Below are 12,972 nucleotides of genomic sequence, written 5' to 3'. Positions count from 1 at the left end.
TAGCCCCGACGGGATTCGAACCCGCGCTACCGCCTTGAGAGGGCGGCGTGCTAGGCCGCTACACAACGGGGCCGCTGGGGTACCAGGACTCGAACCTAGACTAACTGGACCAGAACCAGTCGTGCTGCCAATTACACCATACCCCATGGGGGTATCACGCCCGCCAGAGTCCGAGGACCTGCCGTGTACGTGAACCGAGGAGAAACCTTACTGCCTGGGGCATCTCGACCCAAATCGAGAAGGTTCCAGCGCAGGCCCCACGGCCTCGCGACGGCTCACTCGGGCAGCGCGTACGTCAGTTCGTAGCGGTGCCGACCGGCGTCGTCCTGGGTGATCGTGAGGGTGCCCGCGATGCCGACCAGATCGTCCAGGCCCGTGCCGGGGACGATCTCGATCTGCTGGCGCAGGTCGCCGGCATCCATGATCCCGAAGTGCTGCAGCGCGAATCCGCCCTGCAGGCCGCCCAGGCGCGCGCGCACCATCTCGATCACGACGTACCCGGCGCACCCGGTCGCCGGGTCGCCCGCACCGAGCATCTGACCGCGCGAGGTGCCCGCCAGGTCGCCTGCGAAGGTCTTCTCGAACGTCCACCGGCCGACGCCCGGGGTGTCGTCGCCCTCCCCCGGCGTCATCGTGATCTCGAAGGATCCGCTCGCCGTCCGGTGTGATGCATCTCCCACCCGGGCAGCGTAGGCCCGCCCGGAGCTCAGAGCGAAGCGCGCAGGCGCTTCAGCCGGGCGAGCACCGAGGCCTTGCCGAGGATCTCCATCGACTCGAAGAGCGGCGGGGAGATGCGCTGGCCGGAGATCGCCGTACGCAGCGGCCCGAAGGCGAGCTTCGGCTTGACCCCCAGCCCCTCGACGATGGCCGCCCGCAGAGCCGCCTCGATGCGGTCGTGGGTCCACTCGACGCCGCTGCCGTCGGGCAGGCCCACCGAGCCGCTGATCGGCTCCAGCGCGGCGACGGCAGCGTCCAGGACCTCGGCCGCACCCTCCTTGAGCTGGGCGCGGGCGTCGTCCGCGATCGGCAGGTCGTCGTCGGCAACGTAGAACGGCGCCACGAGCGGGGTGGCGTCCTTCAGCAGCACGATGCGGGTCTGCACCAGCTCGGCCACGCGCTGCAGCCGGCCGAGCTCGGGCAGCGTCGGGCTGCCGGAAAGCACCCCGTCGCGCTGCAGGAAGGGCAGCAGCCGAGCGGCGAAGTCGTCGGTGCCCAGCTCACGCAGGTAGTGGCCGTTCAGCCAGTTCAGCTTCTCCAGGTTGAAGACCGAACCCGCCTTGTTGATCTTCGACCACGCGAAACCGTCGGAGAACTCCTGGAAGCTGAAGACCTCGCGCTCGGTGCCGTCGGCCTCCAGGATCGGCGGGTAGCCCAGCAGCGCAAGGAAGTTGACCAGAGCCTCGGGCAGGTAGCCCTCGTCGCGGAACCATGTGAGCTTCGCCCACGGGCTCTTGCGCTTGGAGATCTTGGCCTTCTTCTCATCGCGCAGCAGCGGCATGTGAGCGAACGCCGGCGGCGTGAGCCCGAGCCACGTGTAGAGCAGCAGGTGCTTGGGGGTGCTGGAGATCCACTCCTGGCCGCGGACGACGTGGCTGATGCCCATCTCGTGGTCGTCGACCACGACGGCGAGGTGGTAGGTCGGGAAACCGTCGGCCTTGACGATCACCTGGTCGTCCGGACGCGGCGCACTCGTGTGCCCCATCACCAGGTCGTCCCAGGAAAGTTGGACGTCGTCCGGGATGAACATCCGCACGACGGGAGTCTCGGTGAAGCCGGGCAGCTGCGCGCGCTCCTCGCGGGTCTTGCCGTGGCACATCCGGTCGTAGCCGGTGGGCTGCTTGGTCTTCTGCTGCATCTCCCGCATGGCGGTCAGCCGCTCCGGCGAGCACCAGCACAGGTAGGCGTGCCCGTCGGCCAGCAGCTGCTCGGCGTACGGGCGGTAGGTCTCCAGGCGCTCGGACTGCCGGTAGGGCGCGTACGGGCCGCCGATGTCCGGCCCCTCGTCCCAGGTGAGACCGAGCCAGTGCAGGGTGTCGTAGAGCTGCTGCTCGCTGTCCTCCTGGAAGCGCGCGCGGTCGGTGTCCTCGACCCGCAGGATGAACTTCCCGCCCTGCTGACGGGCGAAGGCGAGGTCGAACATCGCCATGTACGCCGTGCCGACGTGCGGATCCCCGGTCGGTGAGGGCGCGACGCGCAGCCGGACGGGGGACGAGGGGGTAGTGGCAGTCATGGTGGCCACCGATCCTAGTAGCGCCGCACGCGGTGGTCCTCAGCCCGTGAGCGTGAGCGCCAGCGACTCCTGCATCCAGGTGAGGAAGTCGTAGTAGGCCGCGAGCAGTTGCCGCTCGCCGTCGTTGCCGGTGCCGTGTCGTCCGAGGTCGAGCCCCTCCTGCAGCCGCTCGGCGTCCTCGTCCGTCCGCAGGTCGAGCCGCTCCCCCAGCATCAGCCGCACGTCGCCCACGGCGATCATCAGGGCCTGCGCCTGACGCTGGTCCAGCTCGACCCGCGAGCCGCCCTCGAAGGAGAGGGCGTGAATCGCGGTCGACAGGTTGGCGGCCTTGGCGCGGCGGATGTCGTGCTCGGCGAGCGCCCGGAAGTCCTGTGCCAGGGCGTCGTCGTCCCGACTCGCCTGCGGCAGCAGCCGGCGCAGCGCCGGGTCGCGGGCGTCGACCTCGCGCGCCGACGCGGGCTCACGGCCCAGGCTGTCGAGCAGGTCGCGGATGGGGTCGCCGGTGGCCGGTTCCTCGTCCAGGGCGATCAGCTCGCGCACCTGCGAGAGCAACGACACGATGACCTCGCGCTCCTCCTGATCGAACTTGCCGACGTACCGGGCGCCCTTGCGGCGGAAGGCCTCTGCCATCTACTCGTCCTTCTGCAGAGTCGCCCACAGGCCGTAGGTGTGCATCGCCTCGGTGTCGGACTCCATCTGCTCGCGGGGGCCGGTGGACACCACGGCCCGGCCCTCCTCGTGCACGGCGATCATCAGCTGGTTCGCCTTCGCCTCGGAATACCCGAAGTGCGTCCGGAAGACCCAGGAGACGTAGGACATCAGGTTGACCGGGTCGTTCCAGACGATGGTCACCCAGGGCCGGTCGAGCCCGGCCCGCAGATCCGCCTCGAGGTCCGGATCGACGTCCGGCAGGGCGTGCTCGGGAGGGGCCACGGACATGGCCCCAGGGTAGGCGCAGGCGAAGTTCCACTCCGAACCACCGACGGCGGCACACCCCTAGACTCGGCGACTGTGACCGGATCGACCGCACTGCTGACCGACCACTACGAGCTGACGATGGTGCAGGCGGCCCTCGCGAGCGGCGCCGCGCACCGGCGCAGCGTCTTCGAGGTCTTCGCGCGCCGGTTGCCCGACGGGCGCAGGTACGGCGTGGTCGCCGGGACGGGCCGCCTGCTCGACGCCCTCGCCGACTTCCGCTTCGGCGAGGAGCAGATCGAGTCGCTGCGCGAACGTCGGGTCGTGGACGAGCCGACCCTGGACTGGCTGGCCGGCTACCGGTTCTCCGGCACCATCACCGGCTACGCCGAGGGCGAGATCCAGTTCCCCGGATCGCCGGTGCTGGTGGTCGAGGCGAGCTTCGCCGAGGGAGTGATCCTGGAGACGATTGCGCTCTCGATCCTCAACCACGACAGTGCGATCGCGGCTGCGGCGTCTCGGATGACCGGTGCCGCGGGTGAGCGGCCGTGCATCGAGATGGGCTCACGGCGCACCCACGAGGAGGCGGCCGTGGCCGCCGCGCGGGCGGCGTACATCGCGGGCTTCTCCACCACCTCCAACCTGGCGGCAGGGCAGCGGTACGGCGTGCCGACGGCAGGGACGGCCGCGCACGCGTTCACCCTGCTGCACGACACCGAACGGGCGGCCTTCGACGCGCAGGTCGCGAGCCTGGGCTCCGACACCACGCTGCTGGTCGACACCTACGACATCCCCGAGGGCGTGCGGAACGCCGTGGCCGCGGCCGGGACCGGTCTCGGCGCGGTCCGCATCGACTCCGGCGACCTGGTCGTCGGCGCGCACGCGGTGCGGGAGCAGCTGGACGCGCTGGGGGCGCGAGACACCCGGATCGTGGTGACCTCCGATCTGGACGAGTTCGCGATCGCCACCCTGCGGGCCGCTCCGGTCGACATGTACGGCGTCGGCACCAGCCTGGTCACCGGCTCGGGAGCGCCCACGGCCGGCATGGTCTACAAACTGGTCGCGCACGAGGACGAGCACGGCGAGCTGATCGGAGTGGCGAAGAAGTCCAAGGACAAGGCGTCGGTCGCCGGGCGCAAGTACGCCATGCGCCGGATGTCACCGGACGGGGTGGCGCAGGCCGAGGTCATCGGGCTGGGCGAACGGCCGAGCAACGACGGCGACGACCGTCCGCTGATGGTCGATCTGGTCGTGGACGGCGAGCGGGTCTACAAGGACGACCTGGACACCGCGAGAGACCGGCACGCGGCCTCCCGTGCACAGCTGCCGCCGGCGGCCACCCAGCTGTCCCGCGGAGAGCCCGTCATCCCCACGATCTACGAGGACCACGCATGAGCGTCCCGGCTGACCCGGAGACGCGGCGCGCCCTCATCGTCGTCGACGTGCAGAACGACTTCTGCGAGGGAGGCTCCCTGGCGGTGGCCGGCGGTGGAGCCGTGGCCGCCCGCATCGCCGCGTGGATCGCGGCTCACGCGGACGGCTACGCGGCCGTCGTCGCCACCGCCGACTGGCACATCGACCCCGGTGCGCACTGGTCGAGCGACCCTGACTTCAGCGCATCCTGGCCGGTCCACTGCGAGGTCGGCACCGGCGGCGCCGACTTCCACCCGGCCTTCCAGGCTGCGCTGGGATCGGTCGATGCAACGTTCCGCAAGGGCGAACACCGTGCTGCGTACAGCGGATTCGAGGGTGTCGACGACACCGGAACGCCTCTGGCGGACTGGCTGCGGCAGCGCGACATCACCGCCGTCGACGTGTGCGGCCTGGCGACGGACTACTGCGTGCGGGCCACGGCGCTCGACGCCGCCCGGGAGGGCCTGCATACGACGGTGCTGCGCGATCTCGCGGCCGGCGTCGCCACCGAGAGCACCAGCGCGGCGTACGACGAGTTCGCAGCGGCGGGCATCCGGACCGCGGCGACCCGCTGAATCAGCGCACGATCGTCAGGGAGCAGGCGGCGTGGCCGAGCAGGTCCCGGGAGACCCGACCGAGCCGCAGCCCCTCGAAGCCCCCCGAACCGCGGGCACCCACCACGACCAGGTCACTGGAGCGGGAGCTCATCGTGAGGACCTTGCTCGGGTTGGCCCGGTCCACCTGCACCTGCACCTTCACGTCGGCGTGCGCCCGTCGCTGCGGCTCGATCCACTCCTGCACCCGGTCCTCGACCTGGCGGGAGTACGCGGCCCAGTCCGCCTTGCGCAGATGCGGGTCGTCGGCGTCCTGGGGCTGCCAGGCGTGCACCGCGAGGACCTCTGCGCCCGTGCGACCGGCCTCGTCCACCGCCCAGGCCAGAGCTCTGCGTGCGTCCTCGGAGGGGTCCAGCCCGACGGTGATCCGGCCGAACGGGTCGTCCGGCGCCCCGCGCACGATCGTCACCGGCACCGATGCGTGGCTCGCGACCTGCGTGGCGGTCTGCCCCACCGAGGCCAGCCCGAGTTGGGAATCGCCGTGCGCACCGAGGACGACCAGATCCGCCGCGAGGCTCGCACGGACGAGGGCCTTGGCCGGGTAGTCGTCGGACTGGGCCGTCGTCAGCGCCACCGTGTCGTGCGCCGCGTGGACGTGTGCCGCCAGCCGCGCCAGCAGGCGCTCCCCGGAGGTGCGGATCGCGTCGGCATCGGTATCCATCCCGAACGCGAAACCGGACTGGTCCGGGCTGAAACCGTGCAGCAGACGCAGACTCCCCTGTCGGGCCGCGGCGGCCCTGGCCGCCCACTCCACGGCCGTGGTGGAGGCGTGCGAGGAGTCGACACCCGCCACGATCCGATACTGGTTGTCGTCCACGGTGGGACCTCCGTCGCAGCGCACATCATCGTGACGGCCGCTCGCGGAAGGTGGCCGCCGGCGGACCCGCTGCCCGCTCGGCCTCGACGCTAGGAGCGCCGACTGAAGCTGTCCTGCACGGCATCGGAGAACCACCTGAATGCTAGTCCTGCCCCTTGCGCCGGTCGGAGTACCAGCGCGTACCCAGGCGGCATACGGTTAGTCCCATGTCCGCAGTGCTACCCCCGGAGCCGCTCTTCGCAGGCCTCTTCGACGACGCTTCGGCCCTCGTGGGCGCGACCCTGCAGGAGACGTTGGAAAGTCGCGCCCGACGGGTCGGCACGCCGGAGGCGACCTACGTCGGGTCGTTGCTGCTGCCGCCGCGGATGGTGCGCCCAGCCCTCGCGACCAAGGGCGCGCTGCGGATCGCGATCGTCGCCGGTCTGACCGACGACATCGACCAGTTCATCGAGACCGCCGAGCTGGTCAGCGCGCATCGCCGCCACGAGCTCGTCGGGCTGCACGTGCCCTACTCCCCCACGTGGCGCGAGGCGCTCAACCTGCTGGTGCCCGTGGTCGTGCGGCTGCCCGCGGGCGGCGCCGGGCTGGACGCCCTCGATGAGTTCAGCGGGAGCGGCCCGATGATCCGGGCGGGCATCCGCAGCGGTGGTGAGCACGCGGCCGGCAGCGCGGAGCTCGCGGCGTTCGTCCGCGGGTGCGCCCTGCGCTCCGTGGCGTTCCAACTCGCGGGCGGGCTCGGAGGTGCGATCACCGGGGAGGCCGGTCGGCACGGGCCGGGCATGCTCAACATGCTGCTGGCCACCAAACTCGCGCTGCGTGAGCGCAGCGTGGAGGACCTGACCGCGGTGCTGCGGCAGGACGACCGCGAGCTGGTGCTGACCCACATCCGGGGCATCACCGAGGACAAGGCGCTGCAGATCCGGCGGCTCTTCCGTTCGGTCAGCTACGCCGACGTGCGCACAGCCGTGCAGGACCTGAGCTCCCACGCGCTCACCGCCGCAGCGAGCTGAGCGGGCCACCGGCGACCGGAGCTCAGCGCGGGATCTGGCCTCTGGTGCGTACGACGTAGGTGTGCGCGGACAGGTCGTGCAGCGCCCGGCGCTTCGGATCGCGCAGCGGCCACAGATAGTCCAGCAGCACGAAGACGATGGCGAGCAACCCCAGCGCCGGCACGAAGCTCAGCAGCAGATAGACGCACTTGACGAGGAAACGGTTGACCGCGGCGCCGAGGCCGGGCGAGCCGGCCGACGACGAGCGCCGTACCCGGATGCCGGTCAGGATCTTGCCGATGGTCTGTCCGCGCCACACCGTCATCCCTATCTCGTACAGGGCGTAGACGACGATGTCGGCGACGAAGAGCTGCCACGGGGGGTAGGGCACCTGACCCGACCCCTTCCACGTGGACACGGTGTTCAGGTAGTCCGAGTGTTGTCGCGCCCAGTCCAGAGTCCAGGGCAGGGAGACGAGAGCGCCGATGAGGGACACCAGCAGGTAGTCGACGATGGCGGCGCCGGCCCGATGCCACCATCCCGCGAGGACGTCTCCGTCAGGGGTGGTGACCGGTGCCTGCAGCAACGCTCCCTGCTGCCGCCACGGATCGGACTGCGGCCGCGGTGAGGGACGAAGGGTGACACCGCGATCCGCGGAGTCGGACCGGCCGCGGAGGTCCTGGACCGGACCGGAGCGCTCCAGGCCCGGCTTGACCTTGGGCATCCTGCGCGGTGACCACAGGATGCCGTCCCAGTACCGCAACTGGTCCGGATCGTCGGGGTCCTCGTACCAGCCGGACGGGCGCTGCGTCATGACATCGATCCTCTCACCGCGCGCGGGGCACGGTGCGTCGCCCCGCGGACGGTCAGGAGGTCTGTCGCTGCAGCTGCTCGGTCCAGAACTGGATCATCCAGCGCTCGTACTGCAGACCGAAGGTCAGCGCACCCGAGGGGCCCTGCGGCAGCTGTTCCCCGCTCGCCGCCGCCAGGTGCTCGTAGCCCTTCAACGAACGACGGTGCTCGTTGATCTGGGTGGGTGCGAGGACCTCGGGCGAGGCACCGAAGAACAGTTTCAGCAGGCCGAGGTCGCGCGCCTCGACGGGCACGAAGGTGTCGTCGTGCAGCCACTCGGAGAGGGCCTCGTGGCCCTCCGCGGTCAGGGAGAGAGTGCGACGCTGGCGACCGGATTTCTCCTGGGACTGAGCGAGCAGACCGGCCGCGACGAGCTTGTCGCACTGCACGTAGACCTGCGCGTGCGGCAGCGCCCAGAACGGCCCGATGGTGCCGGCGACGGCTTGCTTGACGTCGTACGGGCTCGCGGTGCCCAGGTGCCGGACGAGCCCGAGCACGAGGTACGACGCGGTGGTCAGACGGGTGATCGGCATGGTCCAATTTTACCGAATGGACCTCCTCCCGCGGTGGCTACGCGGTCGGTGAATTCCGCACTACCGCACCCGGATACGCGGTCAGCGACGTCCGACGAACCACCGTCGTACGGCGTCGATCCGAGCACCCACCTCGTCGGTGGACGCCCGGTCCAGCGACGGCCCGCCGCACACACGGCGCAACTCGCTGTGCAGCTTCGCGTGCGGCTCGCCGGTCTTGCGGGCGTAGGCGGACACCAGCGAGTTGAGCTCCTTGCGCTGGGCGGCCAGGGCGCGGTGCGCGGCGACCGGGACCGGCGGCTGGGCGCCCACCTGTCGTTCCTGCCGCTGGCGCAGCAGATGGGTGACCTGGTCCGGCTCCAGCAGGCCCGGCAGGCCCAGATACTCCTGCTCGTCGGCGCTGCCGGGCGCGGCACCGAGACCGAACTGTTGGGCATCGAAGAGCACATGGTCGAACTCGGCGTCGGACTCCAGCGCCTCGAAGCTGCCCTGGCCGGACTGGACCGGCTCACTCGCGTTGGCGGCCGCGAGCAGGTCCTCCTCCTCGCTCCACAGGCCGTCGTCGGCGTCGCTGCGCGGACGGTCCAGCGCGTGGTCGCGTGACTCCTCCAGCCGCGCTGCGAGCTGCAGCACGCCCGGCACGCTGGGCAGGAAGATGCTGGCGGTCTCGCCGCGCCGGCGTGCCCGCACGAAGCGCCCGACCGCCTGCGCGAAGTAGAGCGGCGTCGCAGCCGACGTGGCGTAGACCCCGACGCACATCCGTGGCACGTCCACGCCCTCGGACACCATCCGGACCGCGACCATCCAGCGCTGCTCCCCCTGCGCGAACTCCTCGATGCGGCCGGAGGAACCGGAGTCGTCGGACAGTACGACGACCGGCTGCTCGCCCGTGATCGCGGCGAGGACCCGGGCGTACGCGCGGGCGTTGGTCTGGTCGGAGGCGATCACCAGACCCCCGGCGTCCGGGACGTGCCGGCGCACCTGGGTCAGGCGGGTGTCGGCGGCGCGCAGCACCGACGGGATCCACTCGCCCCCGGGGTCCAGCGCGGTGCGCCAGGCCGAGGCGGTCAGATCCTTGGTGAGCGGCTCGCCCAACCTGGCCGCGACCTCGTCGCCGGCCCGGGTACGCCAGCGCATCGCGCCGCCGTAGGCCATGAAGATCACGGGGCGCACGACGCCGTCGCGCAACGCTTCCGCGTAGCCGTAAGCGTAGTCGCTGGCCGAGCGTCGGATGCCGTCGGCACCTGCTTCGTACCGCACGAACGGGATGGGGCTGGTGTCGGACCGGAACGGGGTCCCTGTCAGGGCCACCCGGCGTACGGCGGGCTCGAACGCCTCCCGGATCGCATCGCCCCACGACTTGTTGTCGCCGCCGTGGTGGATCTCGTCGAGGATCACGAGAGTGGGCCGGGCCGCCGTCCGCACCCGGTGCAGCGCGGGCTTGCTGGCCACGCCCGCGTAGGTCACGGCGATCCCGTGGTAGCTGGACGCGTGCTCCTGCTGGCTGTTGGTGAATCGCGGGTCGATCTGGATGCCGACGCGGCCGGCGGCATCCGCCCACTGGGTCTTGAGGTGCTCGGTCGGCGCGACGATCGTCACCTGGGCCACGATGCCGCGGTCGAGCAACTCGGTGGCGAGCCGCAGCGCGTACGTCGTCTTGCCGGCGCCGGGGGTGGCGACGGCCAGGAAGTCACGCGGTTGCTCGTCGAAGTACTGCTTCAGCGCCGCTGCCTGCCAGGCCCGCAGCTTGTGCGCAGTCCCCCAGGCCGCTCGCTCCGGGAAGGCCGGTGAAAGGTGCGAGGCGGCGGAGGTACTCATATGGCGACAACCCTAACCAGGACCGCGGACGATCCCGACCGGCCCCGCGCCGGCGCGTCGAACCCGTCAGTGCTTCACTCGGGATCGGTGCGCTCGGCGTCCCGCGCCGCGTCCACGTCCGCGGTCTCGCCGTCCGTGGGCCCCCACCCGCTGTGCCGGCGGCCACCGTCGCCCTGGGTGCCGCCGCCCTCGCTCTGGATGCCGCTGGCGGCCGTACCGCCCGGGGTGCCGGTCCGCTCGACCTCGGCCTCCTCGCCGGCGTCGGTGTCGGTGGGCGCGTATCCGCTGTGCCGGATATCCCCCTGCTCCGGCGTGCCGCCCCCTTCGCTCTGCTCCCCCGACGAGGCCGTGCCGCCCGGGTGGGCTCGTCGAATGCCCTCGGTCTGCTCGTCGTCGTGCGTGTGGTCTGAATCAGTCATGGGCAGCCTCCGCAGAAGGGACACGGCAGGGCCTCGTCGGCCTGCCGCTGCGGCTCACGGTCCACCCCGGAAAGGACCGTGTCAATGGCCGGACGTGAAGGACGGCCCGGCGGATCACCGCCGGGCCGTCCTGGGGCGTGCTGCCCGATCGAATCAGTGACGGTCTCCCTGATCGGCTTCGCCGATGTCCTTGCCGTCGACCTCGATGTGCTCCTTGCGTACCTGCTCGGTGACCTGCTTGTCCTCACGGACCTGCTCGGTGGTGAGCCGCACGCCCTCGACCGCGTGGGCTTCCTTGGTGACCACCGGCACCTCTTCGTGCAGGGTCACCTCCTGCTCGGACTCCTGGAAGGCGTCGCCGCTGACGGCGGTGCCCTCGGCGACCGGCACTCGCTCGATGTGGACCTCCTCGTGGGAGACCGGCACCGCGACCGTCTGCTCCTCGGTGGTCACGTACTTGCGTAGCCGCGCCCTACCGGACTCGCGCGTCTCCGTGCCGACGTGCAACTGCTCCTCGTGCCGGGTGATGGTGCCGTCTCCCGCGACGCCGGAGCGCTGGGAGGTGTCGTCGCCGACCGCGGAACGCCGCGAGGTGTCGTCACCGACCGCTGCAGCCTCGCTGCGGTGGTGGTCGTCGGTCCGGTCCGTAGTCGGTCCGCCCGTGGTAGCAGCAGTGTCCCGGCCGGTCGTGGCGGCGGTGTCCCCGCCTGCGGCGGCGGTGTCCCGGCCGGCCGTGTCGTCGTATCCGGTGCCGCCGCCCGTGCGGGTGTCACTGCCCTGGCTGCGGTCACCTGCCGCCGCAGTGCCTGCGGCTGCCGTCCCTGCTGCTGCGGTGCCGGCCGCTGCGGTGCCCGCTGCTGCCGTGTCTCGACCCCGGTCGGCGTTCGAGTCGCCACCGCGACTGGCGTCATCGCCGGCCGTGTCACTGCCTGCGTAGGTGACCCCGTAGTACTTGTAGAGCTCCTGCTCCTGCTGAACGTCGAGATGCTGGTCGGCGTCGACGCGAGGTGCGTCCTTCACCTTGTCCTTGGTGTAGGGGAATCTCACGTCCTTTCCCTCGATCTGCGCGTCCTGAAGGGGGATGAAGGTCTCGGACGTCCCGAACAGGCCGGTATGCACGGTGGCCCATTCCGGTTCGCCCGAACGATCGTCGAGGTAGATCTGGCTGATCGAGCCGATCTTGCTGCCGTCGCTGTCCAGTGCCTTGCCGCCCTGGATGTCCTTGATCTGGTCTGTGCTCACCATGAGGATCGAGCCTCCAACAATTCGTGGACGTGGACACCGTCGTTGGCACCCAGCCCCCACCGTCCACGCATTACCACACCCGAGTCAACAGATGCGTGATTAAAACGACGCAATCTCTCTTTGGGCCGGTACTGCGCATACTCGGCCCGAATCCGGGTACGGCGCTGCGTGAAAGGCAGCAGCGGTCAGTTGCTGCCCTCGCCGCCGTCCTGGGGCGCGCGAATTCCGTCGAATATCTCTTTGCAGGTCGGACAGACCGGGAACTTCTCCGGGTCGCGCCCGGGGACCCAGACCTTGCCGCACAACGCGGTCACCGGCTCACCCGAGAGCGCGCTCTCCAGGATCTTCTCCTTGCGCACGTAATGCGCGAATCGCTCGTGGTCGCCGGGCTCCTGCTCCTGGTGGACCACTTCCTCGCGCTCGAGGACCGACGTGGAGGTGCGCGGGCCGCTCGGCTGCTCCAACGGGCTGGGCGGGGAGTCGGGGCGATCCAGTGGCGAGGTCATCCCTGAAGTGTAGATTCCGCCGGCCGCGCGGTCAGTTCAGCGAGGGATCCGCCGGGTAGGACGCAAGGAAGCGCAACGTGCCGCGCTGACGCCGTAGGACGCTGGCCCAGAGGTCACCGGGCTGCAGCGTGAACGCGTCCTCGGCCTCGGCGTCCACGACGAACCAGGACCCCATGTCGATCTCGCCCTCCAGCTGCCCCCCGGACCATCCGGCGTAGCCGGCAAAGATGCGGATGCCCGCGACCTCCGGGACGACCACGAGCGGCGGCGCGTCGAGGTCGACCAGACCGACCGCCCCGAACAACCGCTTGATGCCGACCGATTCGGTGGTGCCGGGCATCCGGACCAGGCCGAGCGCGGTGTCCATGGACACCGGGCCGCCCTGGAAGATCAGCGGCGGAGCGTTGACGTGCTCCTGCCAACCGGGCAGGACCGAGTCGACATCGGCCGCCAGCGGTCGGTTGAGGACCAGCCCGTGCGCGCCGTCGTCGTCGTGATGCAGGACGAGGACGACGCTGCGGTCGAAGACGTCGACCTCGGCGTCCTCCTCGCTGCCGATGCCCTCGCGCGGGGAGGCGATCAGCAGCCGACCGGTGAGATCGTCCATGCCGTTCATTCTGC

15 protein-coding genes and 2 tRNA genes are annotated in these 12,972 nt (G+C 70.7%); 3 read left to right on the top strand and 14 right to left on the bottom strand.

The features are described from left to right. The 6 genes from HNR15_RS05015 to clpS form a co-directional block, all read right to left on the bottom strand. Window positions 1–73: transfer RNA gene (locus HNR15_RS05015), tRNA-Glu, on the bottom strand. A gap of 1 nt (window position 74) precedes the next feature. Further along, window positions 75–146 (bottom strand) — tRNA-Gln (locus HNR15_RS05010). Between the two features lie 129 nt (window positions 147–275). Then, complete coding sequence (locus HNR15_RS05005; RefSeq protein ID WP_179479645.1) at window positions 276–680, bottom strand: DUF3224 domain-containing protein; 405 nt, start codon at window positions 678–680, stop codon at window positions 276–278. 26 nt (window positions 681–706) lie between these two features. Beyond that, on the bottom strand, window positions 707–2,230 hold the full coding sequence (gene gltX / locus HNR15_RS05000) for a glutamate--tRNA ligase (protein ID WP_179479643.1): 1,524 nt from the start codon (window positions 2,228–2,230) through the stop codon (window positions 707–709). Window positions 2,231–2,269: 39 nt separating this feature from the next. Beyond that, complete coding sequence (locus HNR15_RS04995) at window positions 2,270–2,860, bottom strand: DUF2017 domain-containing protein (protein WP_179479641.1); 591 nt, start codon at window positions 2,858–2,860, stop codon at window positions 2,270–2,272. Continuing rightward, window positions 2,861–3,169, bottom strand: coding sequence for an ATP-dependent Clp protease adapter ClpS (clpS, locus tag HNR15_RS17905; protein ID WP_218883548.1), 309 nt, complete (start codon window positions 3,167–3,169; stop codon window positions 2,861–2,863). Between the two features lie 72 nt (window positions 3,170–3,241). On the opposite strand from clpS, the gene HNR15_RS04990 reads away from it, so the two are divergent. Both HNR15_RS04990 and HNR15_RS04985 read left to right on the top strand, forming a co-directional pair. Further along, window positions 3,242–4,540 carry a nicotinate phosphoribosyltransferase gene (locus HNR15_RS04990; protein ID WP_343048422.1) on the top strand — a complete coding sequence of 433 codons (1,299 nt, stop codon included), beginning with the start codon at window positions 3,242–3,244 and terminating at the stop codon, window positions 4,538–4,540. Further along, window positions 4,537–5,133, top strand: coding sequence for an isochorismatase family protein (locus HNR15_RS04985; RefSeq protein ID WP_179479637.1), 597 nt, complete (start codon window positions 4,537–4,539; stop codon window positions 5,131–5,133). Before HNR15_RS04990 ends, HNR15_RS04985 begins: the two co-directional genes overlap by 4 nt. A gap of 1 nt (window position 5,134) precedes the next feature. On the opposite strand, the gene HNR15_RS18580 is transcribed toward HNR15_RS04985, so the two are convergent. Further along, a complete protein-coding gene (locus HNR15_RS18580; RefSeq protein ID WP_179479635.1) occupies window positions 5,135–5,989 on the bottom strand; it encodes a universal stress protein in 855 nt (284 codons plus the stop codon). A gap of 206 nt (window positions 5,990–6,195) precedes the next feature. Between HNR15_RS18580 and HNR15_RS04975 the strand changes: the two genes are divergently transcribed. Next, a complete protein-coding gene (locus HNR15_RS04975; RefSeq protein ID WP_179479633.1) occupies window positions 6,196–6,999 on the top strand; it encodes a hypothetical protein in 804 nt (267 codons plus the stop codon). Window positions 7,000–7,021: 22 nt separating this feature from the next. Here the strand turns inward: HNR15_RS04975 and HNR15_RS04970 are convergent, their stop codons facing one another. The 7 genes from HNR15_RS04970 to HNR15_RS04940 form a co-directional block, all read right to left on the bottom strand. Continuing rightward, on the bottom strand, window positions 7,022–7,792 hold the full coding sequence (locus tag HNR15_RS04970; RefSeq protein ID WP_179479631.1) for an RDD family protein: 771 nt from the start codon (window positions 7,790–7,792) through the stop codon (window positions 7,022–7,024). 52 nt (window positions 7,793–7,844) lie between these two features. Then, on the bottom strand, window positions 7,845–8,363 hold the full coding sequence (locus HNR15_RS04965) for a PadR family transcriptional regulator (RefSeq protein WP_179479629.1): 519 nt from the start codon (window positions 8,361–8,363) through the stop codon (window positions 7,845–7,847). Window positions 8,364–8,444: 81 nt separating this feature from the next. Further along, window positions 8,445–10,181, bottom strand: coding sequence for a DEAD/DEAH box helicase (locus HNR15_RS04960; RefSeq protein WP_179479627.1), 1,737 nt, complete (start codon window positions 10,179–10,181; stop codon window positions 8,445–8,447). Between the two features lie 74 nt (window positions 10,182–10,255). Then, window positions 10,256–10,600: a hypothetical protein gene (locus tag HNR15_RS04955; RefSeq protein WP_179479625.1), complete on the bottom strand. Its 345-nt coding sequence runs from the start codon at window positions 10,598–10,600 to the stop codon at window positions 10,256–10,258. A gap of 153 nt (window positions 10,601–10,753) precedes the next feature. Then, window positions 10,754–11,845, bottom strand: coding sequence for a DUF2382 domain-containing protein (locus HNR15_RS04950; protein WP_179479623.1), 1,092 nt, complete (start codon window positions 11,843–11,845; stop codon window positions 10,754–10,756). 185 nt (window positions 11,846–12,030) lie between these two features. Further along, complete coding sequence (locus tag HNR15_RS04945) at window positions 12,031–12,351, bottom strand: DUF3039 domain-containing protein (protein ID WP_179479621.1); 321 nt, start codon at window positions 12,349–12,351, stop codon at window positions 12,031–12,033. A gap of 31 nt (window positions 12,352–12,382) precedes the next feature. Beyond that, complete coding sequence (locus HNR15_RS04940; RefSeq protein ID WP_179479619.1) at window positions 12,383–12,958, bottom strand: YqgE/AlgH family protein; 576 nt, start codon at window positions 12,956–12,958, stop codon at window positions 12,383–12,385. Window positions 12,959–12,972 lie beyond the last annotated feature (14 nt).

It is taken from the genome of Allobranchiibius huperziae, assembly GCF_013410455.1.
GTDB lineage: Bacteria > Actinomycetota > Actinomycetes > Actinomycetales > Dermatophilaceae > Allobranchiibius > Allobranchiibius huperziae.
Note: the sequence above shows the minus strand (reverse complement) of the source record. Positions and strands in the feature narration are given on the sequence as shown.

Excerpts from the sequence above, each read along its gene's own strand:
- gltX (WP_179479643.1), bottom strand. The coding sequence starts at position 2,230 with ATGACTGCCACTACCCCCTCGTCCCCCGTCCGGCTGCGCGTCGCGCCC.
- HNR15_RS04995 (WP_179479641.1), bottom strand. The coding sequence starts at position 2,860 with ATGGCAGAGGCCTTCCGCCGCAAGGGCGCCCGGTACGTCGGCAAGTTC.
- clpS (WP_218883548.1), bottom strand. The coding sequence starts at position 3,169 with ATGTCCGTGGCCCCTCCCGAGCACGCCCTGCCGGACGTCGATCCGGAC.
- HNR15_RS04985 (WP_179479637.1), top strand. The coding sequence starts at position 4,537 with ATGAGCGTCCCGGCTGACCCGGAGACGCGGCGCGCCCTCATCGTCGTC.
- HNR15_RS04975 (WP_179479633.1), top strand. The coding sequence starts at position 6,196 with ATGTCCGCAGTGCTACCCCCGGAGCCGCTCTTCGCAGGCCTCTTCGAC.
- HNR15_RS04970 (WP_179479631.1), bottom strand. The coding sequence starts at position 7,792 with ATGACGCAGCGCCCGTCCGGCTGGTACGAGGACCCCGACGATCCGGAC.
- HNR15_RS04965 (WP_179479629.1), bottom strand. The coding sequence starts at position 8,363 with ATGCCGATCACCCGTCTGACCACCGCGTCGTACCTCGTGCTCGGGCTC.
- HNR15_RS04960 (WP_179479627.1), bottom strand. The coding sequence starts at position 10,181 with ATGAGTACCTCCGCCGCCTCGCACCTTTCACCGGCCTTCCCGGAGCGA.
- HNR15_RS04955 (WP_179479625.1), bottom strand. The coding sequence starts at position 10,600 with ATGACTGATTCAGACCACACGCACGACGACGAGCAGACCGAGGGCATT.
- HNR15_RS04950 (WP_179479623.1), bottom strand. The coding sequence starts at position 11,845 with ATGGTGAGCACAGACCAGATCAAGGACATCCAGGGCGGCAAGGCACTG.
- HNR15_RS04945 (WP_179479621.1), bottom strand. The coding sequence starts at position 12,351 with ATGACCTCGCCACTGGATCGCCCCGACTCCCCGCCCAGCCCGTTGGAG.
- HNR15_RS04940 (WP_179479619.1), bottom strand. The coding sequence starts at position 12,958 with ATGGACGATCTCACCGGTCGGCTGCTGATCGCCTCCCCGCGCGAGGGC.